17 protein-coding genes are annotated in these 19,293 nt (G+C 64.7%); 6 read left to right on the top strand and 11 right to left on the bottom strand.

Features of this window, described 5'->3' with window-relative positions:
* Window positions 1–59: 59 nt before the first annotated feature.
* Both CLU90_RS08745 and fur read right to left on the bottom strand, forming a co-directional pair.
* Window positions 60–425, bottom strand: coding sequence for a MerR family transcriptional regulator (locus tag CLU90_RS08745; RefSeq protein WP_092714280.1), 366 nt, complete (start codon window positions 423–425; stop codon window positions 60–62).
* A gap of 69 nt (window positions 426–494) precedes the next feature.
* Window positions 495–932 carry a ferric iron uptake transcriptional regulator gene (gene fur, locus CLU90_RS08740; RefSeq protein ID WP_092714282.1) on the bottom strand — a complete coding sequence of 146 codons (438 nt, stop codon included), beginning with the start codon at window positions 930–932 and terminating at the stop codon, window positions 495–497.
* Between the two features lie 179 nt (window positions 933–1,111).
* Here fur and CLU90_RS08735 point away from each other — a divergent pair, with 179 nt between their 5' ends.
* Window positions 1,112–2,008 (top strand): LysR family transcriptional regulator, encoded by an 897-nt coding sequence (locus CLU90_RS08735; RefSeq protein WP_100429410.1) that lies wholly within the window; start codon window positions 1,112–1,114, stop codon window positions 2,006–2,008.
* 146 nt (window positions 2,009–2,154) lie between these two features.
* The gene (locus CLU90_RS08730; protein ID WP_034756695.1) at window positions 2,155–2,772 is read left to right on the top strand and encodes an OmpW/AlkL family protein; all 618 of its coding nucleotides are present in this window, start codon (window positions 2,155–2,157) and stop codon (window positions 2,770–2,772) included.
* A 78-nt stretch (window positions 2,773–2,850) separates the two neighbouring features.
* On the opposite strand, the gene CLU90_RS08725 is transcribed toward CLU90_RS08730, so the two are convergent.
* The 4 genes from CLU90_RS08725 to CLU90_RS08710 all read right to left on the bottom strand — a co-directional run bounded on the left by CLU90_RS08725 (window position 2,851) and on the right by CLU90_RS08710 (window position 5,970).
* The gene (locus tag CLU90_RS08725) at window positions 2,851–3,678 is read right to left on the bottom strand and encodes a MetQ/NlpA family ABC transporter substrate-binding protein (protein ID WP_072452913.1); all 828 of its coding nucleotides are present in this window, start codon (window positions 3,676–3,678) and stop codon (window positions 2,851–2,853) included.
* A gap of 32 nt (window positions 3,679–3,710) precedes the next feature.
* On the bottom strand, window positions 3,711–4,385 hold the full coding sequence (locus CLU90_RS08720; RefSeq protein ID WP_092714284.1) for a methionine ABC transporter permease: 675 nt from the start codon (window positions 4,383–4,385) through the stop codon (window positions 3,711–3,713).
* The gene (locus CLU90_RS08715) at window positions 4,378–5,187 is read right to left on the bottom strand and encodes a methionine ABC transporter ATP-binding protein (protein WP_092714286.1); all 810 of its coding nucleotides are present in this window, start codon (window positions 5,185–5,187) and stop codon (window positions 4,378–4,380) included. The genes CLU90_RS08720 and CLU90_RS08715 overlap by 8 nt, the downstream gene beginning before the upstream one ends.
* 324 nt (window positions 5,188–5,511) lie before the next feature.
* Window positions 5,512–5,970, bottom strand: a complete 459-nt coding sequence (locus CLU90_RS08710; RefSeq protein ID WP_100427707.1) for a YbaN family protein — start codon at window positions 5,968–5,970, stop codon at window positions 5,512–5,514.
* 465 nt (window positions 5,971–6,435) lie between these two features.
* Here CLU90_RS08710 and CLU90_RS08705 point away from each other — a divergent pair, with 465 nt between their 5' ends.
* Complete coding sequence (locus tag CLU90_RS08705) at window positions 6,436–7,002, top strand: YceI family protein (protein WP_034756709.1); 567 nt, start codon at window positions 6,436–6,438, stop codon at window positions 7,000–7,002.
* Window positions 7,003–7,133: 131 nt separating this feature from the next.
* Here CLU90_RS08705 and CLU90_RS08700 read toward each other — a convergent pair whose 3' ends face one another.
* Together CLU90_RS08700 and CLU90_RS08695 are read right to left on the bottom strand one after the other, a co-directional pair.
* A complete protein-coding gene (locus tag CLU90_RS08700) occupies window positions 7,134–8,942 on the bottom strand; it encodes an NAD(P)/FAD-dependent oxidoreductase (protein WP_100427706.1) in 1,809 nt (602 codons plus the stop codon).
* A 143-nt stretch (window positions 8,943–9,085) separates the two neighbouring features.
* On the bottom strand, window positions 9,086–10,228 hold the full coding sequence (locus tag CLU90_RS08695; protein WP_100427705.1) for a sigma-54-dependent Fis family transcriptional regulator: 1,143 nt from the start codon (window positions 10,226–10,228) through the stop codon (window positions 9,086–9,088).
* Window positions 10,229–10,453: 225 nt separating this feature from the next.
* On the opposite strand from CLU90_RS08695, the gene CLU90_RS08690 reads away from it, so the two are divergent.
* The 3 genes from CLU90_RS08690 to CLU90_RS08680 all read left to right on the top strand — a co-directional run bounded on the left by CLU90_RS08690 (window position 10,454) and on the right by CLU90_RS08680 (window position 13,907).
* A complete protein-coding gene (locus CLU90_RS08690; protein WP_100427704.1) occupies window positions 10,454–11,782 on the top strand; it encodes a serine hydrolase domain-containing protein in 1,329 nt (442 codons plus the stop codon).
* 121 nt (window positions 11,783–11,903) lie between these two features.
* A complete protein-coding gene (locus CLU90_RS08685; protein WP_100427703.1) occupies window positions 11,904–13,445 on the top strand; it encodes a CHASE2 domain-containing protein in 1,542 nt (513 codons plus the stop codon).
* Window positions 13,446–13,508: 63 nt separating this feature from the next.
* A complete protein-coding gene (locus CLU90_RS08680) occupies window positions 13,509–13,907 on the top strand; it encodes a GFA family protein (protein ID WP_100427702.1) in 399 nt (132 codons plus the stop codon).
* Window positions 13,908–14,007: 100 nt separating this feature from the next.
* Here the strand turns inward: CLU90_RS08680 and CLU90_RS08675 are convergent, their stop codons facing one another.
* Genes CLU90_RS08675 through CLU90_RS08665 form a run of 3 tightly spaced genes read right to left on the bottom strand, consistent with a single transcriptional unit; the run spans window position 14,008 to window position 19,231 of the window.
* On the bottom strand, window positions 14,008–16,770 hold the full coding sequence (locus CLU90_RS08675; protein ID WP_100427701.1) for an Hsp70 family protein: 2,763 nt from the start codon (window positions 16,768–16,770) through the stop codon (window positions 14,008–14,010).
* A 2-nt stretch (window positions 16,771–16,772) separates the two neighbouring features.
* Window positions 16,773–18,653, bottom strand: a complete 1,881-nt coding sequence (locus CLU90_RS08670) for an Hsp70 family protein (RefSeq protein ID WP_100427700.1) — start codon at window positions 18,651–18,653, stop codon at window positions 16,773–16,775.
* Complete coding sequence (locus CLU90_RS08665; protein WP_070305115.1) at window positions 18,650–19,231, bottom strand: DUF2760 domain-containing protein; 582 nt, start codon at window positions 19,229–19,231, stop codon at window positions 18,650–18,652. Before CLU90_RS08665 ends, CLU90_RS08670 begins: the two co-directional genes overlap by 4 nt.
* Window positions 19,232–19,293: the final 62 nt, after the last annotated feature.

Below are 19,293 nucleotides of genomic sequence, written 5' to 3'. Positions count from 1 at the left end.
GATGCAGGCTGTCCGTTAAAGAAGAGCTTGCATGCTAAAGCCTGCCCCTAGTGGCAGAGTCAAGCGGCCTCTTGCAGACGCTGGCGCGCCAGGCAGTCGCCGATTTCCGTGCCGATGTCGGCCAGTTGCGCGTCGAGCTGGCGCAGGCGGGCGATATCCTGCCGCACCTGCGCGCGCTTGGCGGCGATGTGCTGCGACAGGGCGGCCCAGTCCGTGTCGTCGCCGGCCAGGACGGGCAGCAGTTCGGCCAGGCGGAAGCCCAGCACCTGCGCCTGGCGTATCAGTTTGACTTGCGCCAGGTCTTGCTGCGTGTAGACGCGATAGGCGCCCGAGCGGCGCACGTCGCCCAGCAAGCCCAGCGCTTCATAGTGGCGCAAGGCTTTGGGCGAGGTGCCCGCCAGGCGGGCGATTTCTCCGATGTACATGGGCGATCCTTTTTCAAGCTTGGGCGAATCTTACCGCAAGGCAGCGGCACCCAGATACCCGATGCACCCTCAGACCCGGCGCGGCGGGATTTTCTTGGCCGTGCACTCGGCGCAGGTGCCGTACAGCGACAGCGCGTGCTCGTGCAGCACGAAGCCCCGTTCGGCGGCGATTTCGTTCTGGCGCAGCTCGATCCCTTCATCGACGAATTCATCAACCTTGCCGCAACCGGTGCAAACGAGGTGGTCATGGTGCTGGCCTTCGTTCAGTTCGAAGACGGCGTGGCCCGATTCGAAGTGGCGGCGAAACAAAATGCCCGCTTCGGCAAACTGCATCAGCACGCGGTAGATGGTGGCCAGGCCCACGTCGATCTTTTCGGCCAGCAAGAGCTTGTAGACATCGTCCGCACTCAGGTGCTTGATGCCCCCTTCTTGAAACAGCTGCAGAATCCGCAAGCGGGGGATGGTCACTTTCAAGCCCGATTCACGCAGTTCCCTCAATATATCCATGTCTCCCATTCCTTTTGTAGTCGTCTAGCGAGGTCATTCATTATATCGCAAATGATAATCATTACTATTCTCATTTGTATGGTGTGCGTCAGTCTTGCTGTTGCTTCTGATATCCACTTTTGCAGAGTGCACGGTAAAATCGCCGTACTGTGCAGTAATGAATAACAATGGAGCAGGGCATGGATAGATTTGATGCGATGCGGATATTTACGCGCATTGTCGAGTTGCGCAGTTTCACGCAGGCCGCGCATGACCTCGGCTATCCGAAGGCGACCGTCACGCATGCGATCAAGCAACTCGAAGCGCGGCTGCGCGTGCGCTTGCTGCAGAGGACCACGCGGCAAGTGACGCCCACGCCCGATGGCGAGGCGTATTACCAGCGCTGCGTGCGCCTGCTGGCGGACCTGGAAGAAACGGAAGCCGTGTTCAGTTCGGCGGCGCGGCAGCCGGCCGGCAAGCTGCGCGTCGACTTGCACGCGACCCTGGCCATGCATTTCGTCATGCCCGTGCTGGACCGGTTCTGCGCCCGCTACCCGCTGATCGAGCTGGAAATCGGCATGGGCGACCGCCTCGTCGACCTGGTGCGCGAAGGCGTCGATTGCGTGCTGCGCGCGGGGGAATTGGGCGACTCGTCGATGGTGGCGCGCCGGGTGGCGCTGCTCGAACAGCTTACCTGCGCCAGCCCCGCCTACCTGGCCAGGCACGGCACGCCCGAGAATCTGGCGCAACTGGCGGGCCACCGCGCCGTCAATTTTTTTTCCGCCCAGACGGGCAAGGTTTGGCCTTTCGATTTCAAGGTGGATGGCCAGCGCCACAGCGTGGCCTTGCCGGGCACGCTGTCCGTCAACAATGCGGACGCGTATCACGCCTGCTGCCGCGCGGGCATGGGTCTGATCCAGGCGCCCCGTTATCACCTGGAGTCGGCGCTGGCGGCGGGCGAACTGGTGGAAGTGCTGGCCGAAATGCGTCCCGATCCCTTGCCTGTCTCCGTGCTGTATCCCCATCACCGGCAACTGTCGCCGCGCGTGCGCGTGTTTGCCGACTGGGTCGCCGGCCTGTTTGCCGAAGCGAATTGACGCGCTGCCGCATTTTCTTGACCTGGGCAAAGGAAAAAATCCCTCTGTTGATGCCATCTAGCACTATTTGATGTGGATCAAAGTTTTTGTTGCACTGCACTCTTAGACTTCGCAGCGTTACTTAACGACAAAAAGAGGGAACTAGAATGAAAAAGTCCGCAACTGCAGCAGCAATCGTCCTGGCCGCCATCGGCGCATTCGCCAGCAACGCAATGGCACAGGAAGGCCCATGGCTGGTCCGTGCGCGCGCCGTGCACCTCGATCCGGCCGATAAATCTGCTCCTGTTGGTGGCGTCGGCGCATCCGACCGTTTGACGGTCAGCAGCAAGACGATTCCTGAAATCGATATTTCGTACTTCTTCACCCCGAATATCGCTGCCGAGCTGATTCTGACCTACCCGCAAAAGCATGACGTCAAGCTCGACGGCAACAATATCGGTACCTTCAAGCACTTGCCGCCGACCCTGTCGCTGCAATACCACTTCATGCCTGAAAAACAGTTCAGCCCTTACGTGGGTGCCGGCATCAACTACACGAATATCTCGGACGTGAAATTGCTGAACGGCGCCGGCCGCCTGGAACACGACAGCTGGGGTTACTCGCTGCAAGCCGGTGTCGACTACAAACTGGATAAAAACTGGTCCCTGAACTTCGACATCAAGAAAGTGCAGATCCGCAGCGACGTCTTCATCGGTGGCGCCAAGGCCAGCGAAGTCAAGGTCGATCCTCTCCTGATCGGCGTCGGCGTCGGTTACCGCTTCTAAGTATAGGCATGCCCGCGCAGCGCGGGCGAAAAAAAAGGACGGCAACAGCCGTCCTTTTTTACGTTTCAAGCGTACCGTTTATTTTTTCAGCGTCTTTTCCAGCGCCAGCTGGTAGTCCGTCTTTTCGTAGCCGGCCAGGTATTTGTTCGTCGCGTCGAGGAAGGCGCGCGAGCGGTAGGCCGCTTCCAGGTCCTTGACCCATGGCTTGGCCTTGTCGGCCGTGCGGATGGCGACCAGGTTGATGTAGCTGTCCGAGATCTTTTCCACGGCGAGGGCCGAGGTCAGCTTCATGCCGGCGGCCAGGGCGAAGTTGCCGTTGACGAAAGCGTAGTCGGCGTCCGCCAGCGAACGTGGCAGCTGCGCCGCTTCCAGCGGCACCAGCTTCAGCTTCTTCGGGTTTTCCAGCACGTCGCGCTCGGACGCGCGCAGCGGGTCGACGTTCGGTTTCAGTTTGATCCAGCCCATCTTGGCCAGCATCACCAGCGCGCGCGCCTGGTTGGTCGGGTCGTTCGGCATGGTGATGGTGGCGCCGTTCTTGACGTCAGCCAAGGATTTTTGCTTGCCGCCGTACAGGCCGATCGGCATGGTCGGCACGGTGATCAGGGGGCTCAATGGCAGCTTGTTATCGGTGGCGAACTTGGTCAGATAGACGATGTGCTGGAACACGTTGGCGTCCAGCGAGCCTTCGGCCAGCGCGTAGTTCGGCTGCACGTAGTCGTTGAATTCCACGATCTTGACCTTGTAGCCCTGTTTTTCCAGGATGGGCTTGATGCCCAGCTTCAGCTGGTCCGAATACGGGCCGGAACTGGTGCCGATGACGAGTTCTTTCGGGTCCTTGGCGTGGGCGGCGGTGGCGAAGGCCAGGCTGGTGGCGGCGACGAGCAGGGTGCGGCGAATGTGGTTCATGCTTTTCCTTGTACTGAAATACTGAAGATGAATTAACGTTTGTCGAGGCGCTTGGCGATGCGCGTGCCGGCGAACTGGATGGTTTGCACCAGCACGATCAGGATGGCCACGGTGGCGACCATGATGTCCGTCTCGAAGCGGTAGTAGCCGTAGCGGATGGCCAGGTCGCCGATGCCGCCGCCGCCCACCACGCCGGCCACGGCCGAATACGACAGGAAGCTGATCGACAGCACGGTCAGCGCCAGCACGAGGCCGGAACGCGCTTCGACCAGCAGCACGCGGAAGATGATCTGCATTTCCGACGCGCCCATGGCGTGCGCCGCCTCGATCACGCCGCGCGGCACTTCGCGCAGGTTCTGTTCCACCAGGCGCGCCAGGTAGGGAATGGCGGCGAACGACAGCGGCACGCTGGCCGCCAGCGGGCCGATCGAGGTGCCCGCGATGATGCGCGTAAACGGCGTCAGGGCGACGAGCAGGATGATGAAGGGGAAGCTGCGTACGGTATTGACCAGCCAGCCGAGGATCATCGACAGCGGACGGTTTTCCAGCGACTGGCCTTCCGATACGAGGAACAGCAAGATGCCCAGCGGGCCGCCGACCAGGATGGCGGCCGTGAGGCCAATGCCCAGCATCGTCATGGTCTGGCCCAGCGCCACCCAGATTTCCGGCAGCAGGTTGATGACGTTATTGATCGATTCTTCAAACATGTGTTGCATCCTTCCATGCGGTGGCTTCAAACGCCTCGGTGCCGTAATAAGCGAGCTCGCGTCCCAGCGCCGTCTTGCGCGGGGTAGCCGTGTCGCTCAAGTCGAATTGTTCGGCGATGGCGCCTTTTTCCACGACGGCGACGCGGTTGCAGATGGCGCCCAGCACCGACAGCTCATGGCTGACGATGACGATGGTCACGCCGAGGCGCGCATTGATGTCGCGCAGGGTGTCGAGCAGGGCGCGCGTCGTTTCCGCGTCCAGCGCGGACGTCGGCTCGTCGCACAGCAGCACGTCGGGGTGGCTGGCCAGCGCGCGGGCGATGGCCACGCGCTGCTTCTGCCCGCCGGACAATTGGGCCGGATAGCTGTGCAGCTTGTCGGACAGGCCGACCAGTGCCAGGCACTCCTCGACCCGGGCGGCGATCTGCTCGCCCTTGGTCGTGCCATGGATTTTCAGGGGGAAGGCGACGTTGTCGAAGACGGTGGCATTCTGCAGCAGATTGAACTGCTGGAAAATCATGCCGATGTTCTGGCGCGCATCGCGCAAGTCGCTCTTGCTCAGGCTCGTCAATTCGCGCCCGGCCACGGTAATCGTGCCGCTGTCGGGACGCTCGAGCAGGTTAATCAGACGCAGCAGGGTCGATTTGCCGGCGCCGCTCTTGCCGATCAGGCCGAAAATATCACCGGGATAGACTTCCAGCGTGACCGATTTGACCGCGTGGAATTGTTCGCCTTTGGGCAGCGCGAAGGTCTTGTTCGCGCCATCGATGCGAATCACCGGCGTACGGTGGGATGTGGTCATGCAGTGTTTCCTTTTTTATTGGACCGTGACAGGCGCGCTTGCAGGGGCCAAATCGCCCAGCCTGTTACGTCGGTTGCGTAGTATACCTCCGATCGTGTTATTACTCCTACGACAGAATCTTGCTTTGAATATGCAAATAATGTCTATGCGTCCGTTTTCAAGTCAAAAAAGCGGGAAAGCGGTGTTCTTGCCGAATTTAATCGCGTGGAGGGGCGTGCGGGAGCCGTATCCTGGTGAAAAGTTCGCCGCGCCCTGCGGACGCCTCGCGGTACTTTTATGTGCGGTTCGGCTCACTTGCCGTTTCTTCGACGTGGACAGGGCCGTTTACTGCCCGCCATTGCCTTCTTCGCGGGCAGATTCTGCCCCGGTGGCGGCGGGACCTTCGGGGCGCCGCAGCAGGTAGACGAGCACGGCGATTTCCATGGCGCCCACCATGGCGATGACCCACCACGGCGGATGGCCCAGGCACATGGCGACAAAGCCGATGGCCATGCCCAGGCAAGCCATGACCTTGCCGCGCCGCGAGACGGCGCGGTGCTCGCGCCATTGGCGCAGCGGCGGACCGAAGCGGCGATGGTGCAGCAGCCAGTGTTCGAGGCGCGGCGAGGCGCGGCTGAAGCAGGCGAGGGCGAGGATGAGGAAAATCGTCGTCGGCATGACGGGCAGCATGGCGCCGATGATCCCCAGCAGCACCATCAGGGCGCCGGCGGCCGTCCACGCCCAGCGGCGCAGGCGTGCGCCATGCGCTTCAGGCAGCGGCGTCCGGGCGTGCGGTTGCCGCATCAGGCGAGGGCGCCGGCCGTGGGGCCGTGGCTGCGGAGCGGGGAGGCGGCGGGAAGCGCCTTCAAGGTGCGCATAGCGTGGCGGGTGTGGCGGGTGGCCGTCATGTTTTTTTCTGTGCTGTGTTCTGCTCTATTATGGATGAATCAAGGCGGCGCTGCATGCCCGCCAGGGCCGTGATGATAGCAATCCTGGAGAATAATAACAAGAATCATTCTCATTTGATGATCTGATAACGCTGGATATTTTTGGCAATGCAGACAATAATCGGCAGCAGAAGACGCCGTCACGGACATCGCTGCCGTTATTATCGATTTTTTCGATGCTAACTAGGTATATTTTCCGTTTTACATCGATCTTCATGCCATGCATAATCTGTTGCAACTGAAGCCGGACAATCAGCCGCAGCGCTTCCCGCCTGCAGCTGCTTGCGGTTTTGACATCCTCCACTCCTATCAGGAATCCATCATGAAAAAACTGCTCGCCTTTATCGCCGCCGCCGGCTTCTCCCTGTCCGCTTTTGCCGCTCCTGAAGTCTACGTCATCGATGGCAGCCACACTTTCCCCCGTTTCGAGTACACCCACATGGGCTTCTCGACGCAGCAAAGCCGTTTCAATAACACCACCGGCAAGGTCACGCTGGACCGCGCCGCCAAGACGGGCGCCGTCGAAGTGCTGATCGACACCAAATCCGTCGACACGGGTTCGACCCTGTTCAACTCGCACATCCAGGGCGAAGACTTCCTCGACACGGCCAAGTATCCGGTCGCCACCTACAAGTCGACCAAGTTCAACTTCGACGGCGACAAGCTGGCCTCCGTTGAAGGCAATTTGACCCTGAAAGGCGTGACCAAACCAGTGACCCTGACCGTCACCTCGTTCGCCTGCGCACCGCACCCGATGCTGAAGAAAGACGCTTGCGGCGCCAATGCCACGGCCAAGATCAAGCGCTCGGAGTTCAACGCCGGCAAATATGCGCCGGCCGTCAGCGATGATGTCACGTTGACCTTCGCCATCGAAGCCATCAAACAGTAATTTTTAGACCCGATATCTGCACTGCCGGGGTCGGACCCTGAGGGTCCGACCCCAGTTTTTGCTCTTGGTTTGAAGCTGAAAAAAACGGCGGGCAAATAGCCCGCCGTTTTTTTTCGTCCAGGTAGTCGGTATCACGCCAGGTGATGCACCTCCTGCTGCCCATACACGGGCGTGTTCAACCCTTCCATGCGCGCCTTCAGTTGCAGCGACAGGTACTGGGAATAATGGCGCGACTGGTGCAGGTTACCGCCGTGGAACCACAGCGCCTGCTGCTGCGTGGGTTTCCACATATTGCGCTGTTCGCCCTCCCACGGGCCAGGGTCCTTCGTCGTGCTTGACCCGAGTCCCCATACCTTGCCCACCTTGTTCGCCACCTCCGGAGAGATCAGGTCGGCCGCCCAGCCATTCATGGAGCCGTAGCCGGTGGCGTACACCACCAGGTCGGCTGGCAGTTCCGTACCGTCGGACAGCACGATGGAATGGGCTTTCAATTCCTGCACGCCGACGCCGCTTTTCAGCTTGATCTTGCCCTCGGCGACCAGCTCGGAGGCGCCCACGTCGATGTAGTAGCCGGAGCCGCGGCGCAGGTACTTCATGAACAGGCCGGAATCGTCGTCGCCAAAGTCCAGCATGAAGCCCCGTTCTTCCAGGCGCGCATAAAAGTCCGCATCGCGTTCGCGGATGGCCTTGAAGACGGGCTTCTGGAAGTCGGCCAGGATCTTGTACGGGATCGAGGCGAACGTCAGGTCGGCCTTGGCCGTCGTCATGCCGGCGGCCAGCGCCCGTTCCGAATACAGGTCGCCCAAGGCCAGGTCCATCAGCGAATCGGACTTGACGATGTGCGTCGACGAGCGCTGTACCATGGTCACGTCCACGCCCGCTTCCCACAGGGCGGCGCAGATATCGTGCGCGGAATTGTTCGCGCCGATGACGACCACCTTCTTGCCCACGTACGCGTCCGGTCCCGGATGCTGCGACGAGTGCTGCTGCTCGCCCTGGAACACCTCCATGCCCTTGAACTTCGGCATGTTCGCCTTGCCCGACATGCCCGTGGCCAGCACCAGCTGCTTGGGTTTCAGGGTGACGGGCTGGCCGTCGCGCAGCACCTGCACCGTCCACTCGCCCGTGGCTTCGTCGAAGCTGGCCGATTCGCAGGAAGTCGAACCCCAGTAGTTCAGTTCCATCACCTTGGTGTACATTTCCAGCCAGTCGCCGACCTTGTCCTTCGGCGTGAAGACGGGCCAGTTGTCGGGGAACGGGATGTAGGGCATGTGGTCGTACCAGACGGGGTCGTGCAGGCACAAGGACTTGTAGCGCTTGCGCCAGCTGTCGCCGGGGCGCGCGTTTTTCTCGATGATGATGGTGGGGACGTTCAGCTGGCGCAGGCGCGCACCGAGCGCGATGCCGCCCTGGCCGCCGCCGATGATGACGCAGTAGGGCTGGCGCGCGTAGCCCAGTTCCGCCGCTTCCTTCTCGCGGTGCTCGAGCCAGCTGCTGCGGTTGGTGCGCGCGCCGTGTTCCGCGCCCATGGGCCGACGGCCGCCCTTGGCTTCCTCAAACCCCTTCAATTCGCTCATGGTGGTGAGCAGGGTCCAGATCTTGCCGTCGCGGATGCGGATGAAGCCCACGCCGCGCGCCACGTTCGTTTCCACCGTGATCCAGCTTTGCAGCACGCCGCCGGCTTCCACCGCATGTTCGCCATCGGCGATGCGGATGGAGACCGGCTGCACGGCGCCCAGTTGGGCGGACAGCATGGCGGCGATCTGTTCGCGGCCTTCCAGGGTTTTCAGGTTCCAGGTAAACAGCACCAGGTCGCGCCAGTAGCCGTCCTGTTCGAACAGTTGCGCGGCACCCGTGCCGTCGCTGGCGCGAAGAAAGCCTTCGAGCTGTTCCAGGACGCCGGCCACGGCCAGGTCGTGCGGGTTGATATCGGTTAGCATCGTGTCTCCTCCAAGTCTGCTGACTTTATGATGGGATGCGGCTGTGTTGCCGCTGACGATGTTGTAACACTGGCGTTCCGGCGCCGCATTGCGCAGCGCAGCATGGCCGCTACTGAGACGGAAGTCTCAGCGCGTTTGTCGCATCATTGCCGGTGCGGCGCCACGATGTGCAGCTGCTTGAGACGCCGGTACAGGGTGGCGCGCGAGATGCCCAGCATGGCGGCCGCCTGCAGCGGGCGCCATTTGGCGGCGGTCATGGCGTGGACGATGCGCGTGCGTTCGGCCAGTTCCGGCGCCGTGTAGGCCACCACGTCTTGCGCGGCGGGCGCCTCGCGCATGGCGCGCGGACGCGCCTTGGCCGGTCGCTGCGGCGCGCGCACGCGCGCATGCAGCCAGGTGCTGCCGCCGGCCAGGCGCAAGGACAGCAGACTGCGTCCCGCGCGCGCATCGAACAGCCGTTCGGCAAGCACTTCCAGCACCTCGGCGACGGGACGCGGCAGGCTGCCGAGGCCCGCGATGACGTCGCGCGCGCAGCGGTTGGCGGCGACGATGTCGCCATGTTCGTCGATGGCGAGCAGTATCTCCGGCTGCACTTCCACGAAGTGGCGGTTGCGGTGCGCCAGCAGGATGCAGCAATGGCTGTAGGACTTGAGGAAAAAACCGTCCTCGATCAGGGTCGCGCCTTGCCGCACCAGCTGCTTGACGAGGCGCTGGCTGTCGCGCGCGTCGGGTGAACGCAAGGCCGACGCATCGAGCACGCCGATCAAGTCGCCGTGCGGCGAAAAGATCGGCGCGGCGCTGCAGGTCAGGCCCGTGAACGCGGCGCGAAAATGGTCGGTCTTGTGCACGGTGATGGCTTCGTGGTCGAGCAGCACGGAGGCGATGCCGCACGTGCCTTCCTCTTCTTCCGACCAGCACGAACCGGGGTACAGGCCAGCCTTCTTGAAATCCTTGCGCTGGTCCGTGTCGACCGCGTAATCGATCGTCACGCCGCGCGCATTGGCGAGGATGACGCAATAGCCCGCTTCACGCACCATGGCGTGCAGGCGCGGCAGGCACTGGCCCGTGGAACGCAGAAAATCTTCCTCGGACTGCTGGATGGCGCGCAATTCGGCGCCCGTCAGGATGCGCGGCCCCGTGGTGGAAGCGGGGTCGAGCCGGTAGTCGTCCAGCGAGCGCCGGTACGACGACGCGAGCCTGGCCGTATCGGCGCCCGGATTGACGATACGGCCGGCGATCAGGTCGCGCACGCGGTCGATATGGCTGGTCTGGCGGACGTAGGGCATGGCGCTCTCCAGTGTCTCGTGTCAGTTTTTATGGTGTTTTCGTTTGTAGCACGAAGCGCCAGGCCGCGCATCCTGCGCTGCAGCATGGCGCGCGCGTGAGACGATGGTCTCAGCGTGTGGCCCGCACAATAGGATGCCGTAGAACAAGATAAAAAAGTTTCTCTGTTAGCATGCATCGCATGAAGCGAGCGCCGCCGCCGGCGCCAGCCATGACAGGAGAAATGCATGACGACACTGCCACCAACCCGCCGCCTGGCCCTGGCCGCCGCCTGCCTGGCGCTGGCCGCCGGCGCCCATGCGGCAGAGACGACGGCGCCGCTGTCGGCCGCCGCCAGCGACCCGGCCGCATTGCAATGGATGGTGGGCGCGCCGCCGCCGGCCGATAAAATCATCCGCTTCGACGATGGCAGCTATTTCAATTTTCCGCAGCTGCGCTGGAGCGTGTCGCACTTCCGCCAGCTGATGCCGACGGTGGCAGTGTCACGCGGCTTGACCGCGCCCCTGCCTTTGCGGCGCGCGCTGCGCAAGGATATCGACGGCCTGCGCTTCACGCCACTGGGCGCGAAGGAGACGATGACGTGGGAGCAGTCGCTGGGCGCCAATTACACGGACGGCATCGTCGTGCTGCACCGGGGCCGCATCGTGTACGAACGCTATTTCGGCGTATTGAAGGAGGGCGGCCAGCATGCCGCCATGTCGGTGACGAAGTCCGTGATGGGCACCATCGGCGCGGCCCTGGTGGCCGAAGGCAAGCTCGATCCGGGCAAGAAGGTGGCCGAGTACGTGCCGGAACTGGCCAAATCCGCGTTTGGCGACGCCACCGTGCGCCAGGTGCTCGACATGACCACGGGCCTGAAATTCAGCGAAGATTACGCCGACCCGAACGCGGAAGTGTGGCAGCACGCGGCGGCCGGCAATCCGCTGCCCAAGCCCAAGGATTACACGGGACCGCGCAGTTATTTCGAGTATCTGCAGACGGTGCGGCATGAGGGAAAACATGGCGAGGGCTTCGGCTACCGCACGGTCAATTCGGACGTGCTGGGATGGATCATCGCCAGGGTCACGGGGCGGAACGTCAACGACTACCTGTCCGAGCATGTCTGGCAAAAGCTGGGCGCCGAGCAGGATGCCTATATGTCGGTCGATTCGACGGGTACGCCGTTTGCCGGCGGCGGCTTGAGCGCGGGCTTGCGCGACCTGGCCCGCTTCGGCGAGATGCTGCGCAACGACGGCCGCTACAACGGCCAGCAAATCATCCCGCAGGCGGCCGTCGACGATATCCGCCGTGGCGGCGACAAGCAGCTGTTCGCCAAGGGCGGCTACGATTTGCTCAAGGGCTGGAGCTACCGCGACATGTGGTGGGTCACGCATAATGACCATGGCGCCTACATGGCGCGCGGCGTGTACGGCCAGCGCATCTACATCGATCCGAAAGCGGAAATGGTGATCGTGCGTTTCGCCTCGACGCCGACGGCGGCCAACGCGGCCAACGATCCGACCACCACGCCGGCCTTTGAAGCGCTGGGCAAGCTGCTGCTGGCCAGGCCGCAGTAGGCTGCCAGGTTGGCCCGTGCCAGCCGTGCGGCGAAACGGGCACAACTGCAATACACTATCCTTTCGTCATCATTTATTGCCTGAATGGCAATTCAGGCATCGCACGCAAGGGGAATACACCGTGGAAGCCAGCCCGCCGGATCAACCACGCCCGCCGCTCTGGCGGCGCCTGCTGTGGCCGGCCGCCCAGCTTGGATCGGCCTTCAAGCTGACGGGCACGCATCTGCTGCACCACGTGATCGGCGCCAGCCTGATCGCCGCGCTGATGCTGGCGCTGGAAGGGTTTCACGTGCTCGAATGGCTCGATGCGGCCATGCTGCGGGCCAGCGCGGCGCAGGAACAGTTGCTGGACCGGGGCAAGGACCCGGGCGCCGCCTACCGGCCCGGCATCATCGAAATCGACCAGCCCGCGTTCGAACAGGTCTTCGACGAGCGCGAACCGCTGGAGCGCTCGCGCCTGGAGCAGTTGATCGCCAGCGCCGCCGCGCGCGGCAGCAAGGTGCTGGCCATCGACCTGGACCTGGCGCCGGCCGTGTACGAACAGCACAAGGCGGGCGAGCGGCCGCTGGACCGCCTGCTCGACCGGCTGGCCGCCGATGGCCGTCAACTGGTGCTGATCCTGCCCGAACAATCGGACCAGAATGCGAACCTGTCGTGGATACGTGCGCGCTGCGCGGCCGGCATTCATTTCGCCAGTCCGCGCATCCGCGAGCGCATGGGCGCCGTCACGCGCATCGAGCTGAAAAGCCCCGTGCTGGCGGCAGTCGCCTTCGAGCTGGCGCATGGCGCCGACGAGCAGGAACAGAAGCAGCCCATGCCGGCCGCCTTGTCCGAGCAAAAGGAAGTGCTGGCGCTGGCCGGCCGCGTGTGCCAGCTGGCCCGGCGCACGAACAGCGAAAAGGAGCTGGCGCGCTGGGCGTTCGAACCCGTCATCCGCGGCGACGCCAGGGCGGCGGCCGAACAGAATGCCGTCACCGCGCCGTTCCACCCGGCCGCCGTGGCGCCGCAATTCCTGAACCCCACGCGCACGCGCGTCCAACTGATCGATGGCCAGGCCGGCGTGGACGCCGGAGCGCTGCGCAAGGATGTCGTGTACATCGGCAGCACGTATGACGTGCGCGACCGCTATACGACGGCCGAAGGCGAGCAGGCCGGCCTGCACCTGCACGCGGCCGCCCACACCTCGCTGGGCATCGGCACGGCCGACGTCAACAAATATGCGGTGTTCGTGGCCGATATCGTCATCGGCGTGCTGCTGGGCTGCCTGTTCGGCGGCCTGTGGACCCTGTACGGCCGCGCCGAGCTGGCCATCGACCGGCGCATGGAAGACCACGATGTCAGCCGTTTGCACCGCATGGGGACCCTGGCCGAATTCTATGGCATCCGTCTGATACTGGCGCTGGTATGGGCCTCGCCGCTGGCCATCGGCGCGCTGGCCATCTACCTGTCGCGCGGCTTGCTCGAGCAGGGCTGGTGGGTCAATCCCGGCCCCCTGATCGCCGGCATGTTCCTGCACGCGATGTCGCTGCGCGATGAAGCCCACCATCCGCACGTGGAAGTGCCGGGCCTGTCCGTGTGGGCCCGGCTGCGCCGCACGCATCCGGGCATCGTGCTGGTGCAGGCGCCGCTGGCGGTGCTGCTGTTGATCATCGCCCTGATCTAGCGCAAACCGTGGCGCCGCAGCGGCGCTACACTGGGCGCCTTTTTCATTTTGCAGGAGGATGCCATGCTGAGCGGAGGATGTTTATGCGGCGACGTGCGCTACGAGGCGGGCACGGGCGCCTTCCATGAAACGGCCTGCCATTGCTCGATGTGCCGCCGCGCGTCGGGCGCGCCGTTCGTTGCCTGGTTCAGCGTGCCACGGGCGAACTTCCGCTGGCTGCGGGGACAGGCCACGCCCTATGCTTCCAGCGAACACTGCACGCGCAGTTTTTGTCCCCGCTGCGGCACGCAGCTGACGTTCGAGGATGAGCGCGACGCGGACGAGGTGGGCCTGACCACCGGTAGCCTGGACAGCCCGGAACAGCTGCCGCCGCACAGCCATATTTATACGGACACGCAACTGGAGTGGGTGAAGCTGGCCGACGGTTTGCCACGGTATCGCGGGGAGCGTAGCGAGGGGTAGGTCGGATTAGCGGCGGCACGCCGCGTAATCCGACAGGTGCTGCCGACGATGTTGTCGGATTACGCCCTCCGGGCTAATCCGACCTACGTGATCAATGATGTCAGCCTATCAGCTTCAAGCCCGGCGGCAGTGCTTCGCCCAGCATGCGCTTGGTATTCGCTTCGTCCAGCTGCGTCACTTCGCTGACCATGGCCTGCCACAGGGACGGGGCGCCGACGGCTTTCAGGCGCGCGAGGATGGCGGCGCGCAGCTCGTCGCCGATGTCGCGCGAGCGGTCGCCCGTCATGCGCGCCAGGTGGGCGGCGGCAAACGCGGCCGGTTCCGTCTTCTTCCAGTCCAGCGCCAGCAGCACGGCCAGCCAATCGGACACGGTGGCGCTGTCGACCACTTCGTGCGCGCTGCCGTGGAAGGGCTGGCGCGCGCCGACCCTGGCCAGCGCCCACAAGGTATTCGTGTCCGCCGCTTCGCCTTTCTTGCCGGCTTTCTCCAGCCGCTTGATCAGCCAGGCGCCCACTTCCGCCTTGTAGGCGCCCGGGATGCGCTCGAGCGACGCGCCCAGGCGCAGCATGTCGTCGTCGCTGCCGTTCACCAGCGTGACGGGGCGGCTGCCGCGCTGGGCCGCGTCGGCTTGCAGATTGAAGGCGAAGTCGTCGAGCAGGCGCAATTGCTGTTCCGTGCTCAAGCCGCCGGCCACCCGGCGCCACAGGGTCCACCATTCGGCGCACACCTGGTTGTCCTTGTGGTGCTGGACGCCCGTGTCGAACAGTGCCCACAGCTGCTCGATGCGCCATGGATCGAGCGCATCGCCATAGCCGGGACGCAGGCAGTAGCCGGCCAGGTTCAGCCACACCCGCTCATGCTCGGCGGAGCGGCGCCGGCCGCGCGCGCGCAGCATCAGGGCGTCGAACAGCTGGCGCAGCAGGGGAGTCTCCCAGCTTTCGCGTCCACCCAAGCCCCGTTCCAGGTGCTGGCGCAGCTGGCGTACTTCCTTGACGTCGACCTTTTGCGCCTTGCCGCCGAAAATGCGCTCGATCTTCTCGATGGCTTCTTTCACGCGTGGCGGCACGCTGGACGTTTCTGCCGGCGCTTCGTCTTCGCCCCGTAATTGAAATTCCAGCAGCCAGCGCTGGCCTGCGTCGGCTTCGCCCACGCAATGCACTTCCAAAGTCCCGACTTCCGTCATGACGGTTGCCAGCTGCACGGTGATTTCTCGCTTGTCGCCGCTTTCCGCCTGCAGCACGCTGGCCAGCGGCGGCAGGCGCAGGTATTCTCCGGCGTCCAGGTCGACGATCTCGCCCAGTCGCGGCGGCGTGCCCGCTTCGGCAAGCGAGGTGGCCAGGTGGAAGCGCACGGGCCGGCCCAGGCGCAGCGCGAACAGGCGCTCCGTCAGGCGGATTTCTTCGCCGCTGGCGCTGCCGCGGGGCAGGATGCACACGGCCCGGTGGTCCTTGCCCGCTTCGCCCAGCACGAGGAAATAGCTGCGCGGCGAGCCGCCGCCGATGCGCGGTGCCTGGCCGCGCCGGGCCAGCGCGTAGGCGACGGCGCCACGGGCCACGGCCACGTCGGGATTATCGTTATGCAGGATGGTCAGGGGCTGCCCCCGCCAGTGCGCCAGGGTTTCTGCCAGGCGGCGCGCCAGCGCGTCGGCGCGGAACACGCCGCCGTTCAGCAGCAGCGTGTCGGGCAATGCCCCTTGATGCTGTTGCAAAAAGCTGGCCAGGTGGCGCGTGATGGCCGCGTCCTGCGCATACGGCAGGCCGAATTCGACGATGCCCGCGCGGCCCTTTTTCGCCGTCTCGGTGAGTTCCACCTTCGGGAAGAAGCCGTCGACCACCATGGCCGCCACTTCCTCGCGCGTGATGTCGGCCGAACGGCTGCCGCCGATCAAACGCGATCCGCCGCCCAGCAGGGTGACGGTGGCCTTGTCGGGCGCGTCCTGCGACAGCAGCAGTTCCTTGGCGGCGCGGCAGCGTTCCATCAGCTGCGACAGGCGCGCGGCAGACAGCTTCATGCCGCCGTCGACGCCTGCGGCCATGCGCGTTTCCAAGAGGTGGGCCAGCGCCAGGTCCATATTGTCGCCGCCCAGTATCAAATGGTTGCCCACGCTGCTGCGCGTGAGCTGCGGTTCGCCATCATCATCGAAGGCCACGTCGATCAGGCTGAAATCCGTGGTGCCGCCGCCCACGTCGCAGACCAGAATGCGGCGCGTGTTGGCCAGGTCGTCGCGCAGGGTGGCGCGTCGGCGCTGCAGGAAGTCATAAAAAGCGGCCTGCGGTTCTTCCACCAATCGCAAGGTGGGCAAGCCCGCCATGCGCGCCGATGCCAATGTGAGTGCGCGCGCACCCTCGTCGAACGAGGCGGGGATGGTCAGCACCAGCTCCTGTTCTTCCAGGGGAGAGTCCGGGAAGCGGTGATTCCACGCGGCGCGCACGTAGGCCAGGTAGCTGGCGCTGGCCGCCACGGGCGACACTTTGGCCACATCGGCATCGGCGCCCCACGGCAGGATGGGCGCCTGGCGGTCCACGTTCGCATGCGACAGCCAGCTCTTCGCGCTGGAAACGAGGCGTCCCGGTACCTGGGCGCCGAGCTGGCGCGCCAGGGCGCCCAGCACGGCATGCTCCAGGTCCTGCTGCGGCCAAGGCAGCTGCAAGTCGCCCGCCGCCAGTTCGCCGGCGGCGGGATGGTAGCGCAAGGAGGGCAGCAGCGGGCGTGCGCCCACTTCGCCGGGAGCGAGCAGCTGCTCGATGGCGAACAGGTTTATTTCAGCCTGCGCATCATTCGCCTTGGCATAGGCCACCACCGTGTTGGTGGTGCCCAGGTCGATGCCGACCAGGAAGGCCGGCTTGCCCTCAGCGCCGCGCATGCTTATGGCTGCGGCGTGCCGCGCACGTCGAATTCCACTTTCCAGCGCTCGGCGCCGTCAGCGGAAACGGCCAGCAGTTCCAGGGTGCCCGCTTCCGTCACGCGCGCATGCAGTTTCACCTGCACCACGTCGCCAGCCTGACGGCCTTCGGCGGACAAGGTCGCCTGGATTTCGCTCAGTTCCTGCAGTTCATCGGGACCCCAGAAGTCGAGCAGGTCGCCGATCTGGTCGTTGCGGCGCGTGGACGAGGCGAAGAAGCGGAAGTGCACGGGTTCGCCCACGACCAGGCCGAATTGCTGGCCCGGCAGTTCCAGTTCGCTGCCTTCTTCCATGCCGAACGGCGCCACGCACAAGGCCTGGATCGGCGGTTCCATGCCGGGGATGGCGGGCATGGCCGATTCGATGGCCACATAGAAGGAACTGGCCGTGCCGCCGCGGATGCGCACGCCATGGCCGCGCCGCACGTAGCTGTAGTAGGCCGCGCCGCGCGCGACGGCCAGGTCCAGGTCGGCCCCGGCCAGCATGCGCGCCGGTTCCGCGCCTTCCATATACAGCCAGTCGTTGACGGTCGCCATGATGCGCTGGACCAGCAAGTCGGACTTGAAGACGCCGCCGTTGAACAGCACGGCCGTCGGGTGCAAGAAGCTGGCTTCCGCCGACTGGCGGCCCGCAAAGCCTTCCAGTTCGGCAGTCGCCGCCACTTGCCGGCCCAAAAACGCGGCCAGGTGGCGCGTGATGGCCGCGTCCTGCGCATACGGCAAGCCCAGTTGCGTCAGGCCGGCGCGCGTGCGCACGGCTGGGCGGCTCGATGCTTCCACCTGCGGGAAGAAACCGTCGAGGATGAAGGTGGATACTTCGGCGCGCGTCAGTTCCGTGCGGATGGAGCCGCCGATCAGTTTCGAGCCGCGGCTCGGCACGACGATCGGTGCCACATCGAGGCCGCTGTCGGCCAGCAGACTTTCCTTGGCGCCGCGGCAGCCATACGTGAGTGCGCGCATTTGCCAGGCGTCGAGCTGGGTGCCGTTGGCGGCCAGTTTGCGGGCCACCAGGTGGGCCAGCGCCAGGTCCATATTGTCGCCACCGAGCAGGATGTGTTCACCGACTGCCACGCGATGCGGTTCCAGCACGCCGTCGCGCTCGAGCACGGCGATCAGCGAAAAGTCGCTGGTGCCGCCGCCCACGTCGACGACCAAAATGATGTCGCCCGGCTTGACTTCCTTGCGCCAGCGGCCTTCGCTCGTCTGGATCCAGCTGTACAGGGCCGCTTGCGGCTCTTCCAGCAAGGTCAATGAGGTGTAGCCGGCCGCCTGCGCCGCTTCCATCGTCAGCTCGCGCGCGGCCGGGTCGAACGAGGCGGGAATCGTCACCGTGATTTCCTGCTCGGCGAACGGCGCTTGCGGGTGGGCGTTGTCCCAGGCCTGGCGCAAGTGCGTCAGGTAGCGCGTGGCGGCCGTGATGGGCGAGATGCGCGCCACTTCGGCCGGCGCGTCGTTCGGCAGGATGGCCGCGCGGCGGTCCACGCCTGGGTGGCACAGCCAGCTTTTTGCGCTCGACACCAGACGGATAGGCGTGGTGGCGCCGCGGCTGCGGGCCATTTCGCCGACGACGAACGGCGCTTCCGCTTCCTCGGTAACCCAGGGCAGGGCCAGGTCGCCGGCCGCCACTTCATCGGCGTGCGGCAGGTAGACGAACGATGGCAGCAGCGACAGTTCTTCGACGGTGCCCGGCGCCGACAGCTGCGGCACTTTCAGCACGCCGTGGCTGGACTTTTCGCCGTCGCTCTCGACCAGGTTCACATACGACAGGGCGCTGTGGGTGGTGCCCAGGTCGATGCCGATGGCGTAGCGCGGGGTGTTCGGGGTGGCGTTCCTTGTGTCGTTCACAGTTCCACCTCGGCCGGTGCCAGGATGGCGGCGTCGTGCTGCGCGCTCAGTTTCGGCAGGCGCACGCTGGACGCACGCCAGCCGCGATGGCTCAAGGTACCCGTGAATGGCGCCGAGCCGACCACGTTGCCCGTCAGGCGTACCTGGGCAGAATCAAAACCTTCCTGCAGGACAATGCGGCTGCCCTCCGCTTCCTGGCGCACGGCGTCGATGGTGAAGTATTCGCGCATGACCTTGGCGCAGCCTTCATGCACGACGCGGGCGGCCGCGCCGATGTCGGCGTCCGCATGGCTGCCCAGATTTTCCTGGGTGAAGTCGATCAGGCGCGCTTCGCGTTGCAGCAGGGCCAGCAACTGCAAGGCCGCATCGGGCGTGGCTTCTTTCAAGATGACGGGGGCGGCGGCCGGTGTCGGCACGGGGGCTGGCGCCGGGGCCGCTGGCGCGACGGGAGCAGCCTCGGGCAGGGACAGCTTTTCCACGCGGGCTGCATAGGCGGCGTCCGACAGGGTGCTGAAGAAGGCGCCGAAGGCCAGCGGGACACGGCGCCAGAACGATGGGTGGGACGATGAAGTGCTCATAGGGAACTCGTTTCTCTGATCTGTAGGGTGGCGTCGGCGGCGCGCCCGGTGGCGGGGCCGCT

Origin of the sequence: Janthinobacterium sp. 67 (assembly GCF_002797895.1) — a bacterium.
In the GTDB taxonomy this organism is placed as follows: domain Bacteria; phylum Pseudomonadota; class Gammaproteobacteria; order Burkholderiales; family Burkholderiaceae_D; genus Janthinobacterium.
Note: the sequence above shows the minus strand (reverse complement) of the source record. Positions and strands in the feature narration are given on the sequence as shown.

Bases quoted from the DNA above. Each gene is read 5' to 3' on its own strand.
- CLU90_RS08680 (WP_100427702.1), top strand. From the start codon at position 13,509: ATGCTGAGCGGAGGATGTTTATGCGGCGACGTGCGCTACGAGGCGGGC.
- CLU90_RS08735 (WP_100429410.1), top strand. From the start codon at position 1,112: ATGGATAGATTTGATGCGATGCGGATATTTACGCGCATTGTCGAGTTG.
- CLU90_RS08745 (WP_092714280.1), bottom strand. From the start codon at position 425: ATGTACATCGGAGAAATCGCCCGCCTGGCGGGCACCTCGCCCAAAGCC.
- CLU90_RS08720 (WP_092714284.1), bottom strand. From the start codon at position 4,385: ATGTTTGAAGAATCGATCAATAACGTCATCAACCTGCTGCCGGAAATC.
- CLU90_RS08710 (WP_100427707.1), bottom strand. From the start codon at position 5,970: ATGCGGCAACCGCACGCCCGGACGCCGCTGCCTGAAGCGCATGGCGCA.
- CLU90_RS08695 (WP_100427705.1), bottom strand. From the start codon at position 10,228: ATGCCCTACGTCCGCCAGACCAGCCATATCGACCGCGTGCGCGACCTG.
- CLU90_RS08690 (WP_100427704.1), top strand. From the start codon at position 10,454: ATGACGACACTGCCACCAACCCGCCGCCTGGCCCTGGCCGCCGCCTGC.
- CLU90_RS08715 (WP_092714286.1), bottom strand. From the start codon at position 5,187: ATGACCACATCCCACCGTACGCCGGTGATTCGCATCGATGGCGCGAAC.
- CLU90_RS08730 (WP_034756695.1), top strand. From the start codon at position 2,155: ATGAAAAAGTCCGCAACTGCAGCAGCAATCGTCCTGGCCGCCATCGGC.
- fur (WP_092714282.1), bottom strand. From the start codon at position 932: ATGGATATATTGAGGGAACTGCGTGAATCGGGCTTGAAAGTGACCATC.
- CLU90_RS08675 (WP_100427701.1), bottom strand. From the start codon at position 16,770: ATGCGCGGCGCTGAGGGCAAGCCGGCCTTCCTGGTCGGCATCGACCTG.
- CLU90_RS08700 (WP_100427706.1), bottom strand. From the start codon at position 8,942: ATGCTAACCGATATCAACCCGCACGACCTGGCCGTGGCCGGCGTCCTG.
- CLU90_RS08665 (WP_070305115.1), bottom strand. From the start codon at position 19,231: ATGAGCACTTCATCGTCCCACCCATCGTTCTGGCGCCGTGTCCCGCTG.
- CLU90_RS08705 (WP_034756709.1), top strand. From the start codon at position 6,436: ATGAAAAAACTGCTCGCCTTTATCGCCGCCGCCGGCTTCTCCCTGTCC.
- CLU90_RS08725 (WP_072452913.1), bottom strand. From the start codon at position 3,678: ATGAACCACATTCGCCGCACCCTGCTCGTCGCCGCCACCAGCCTGGCC.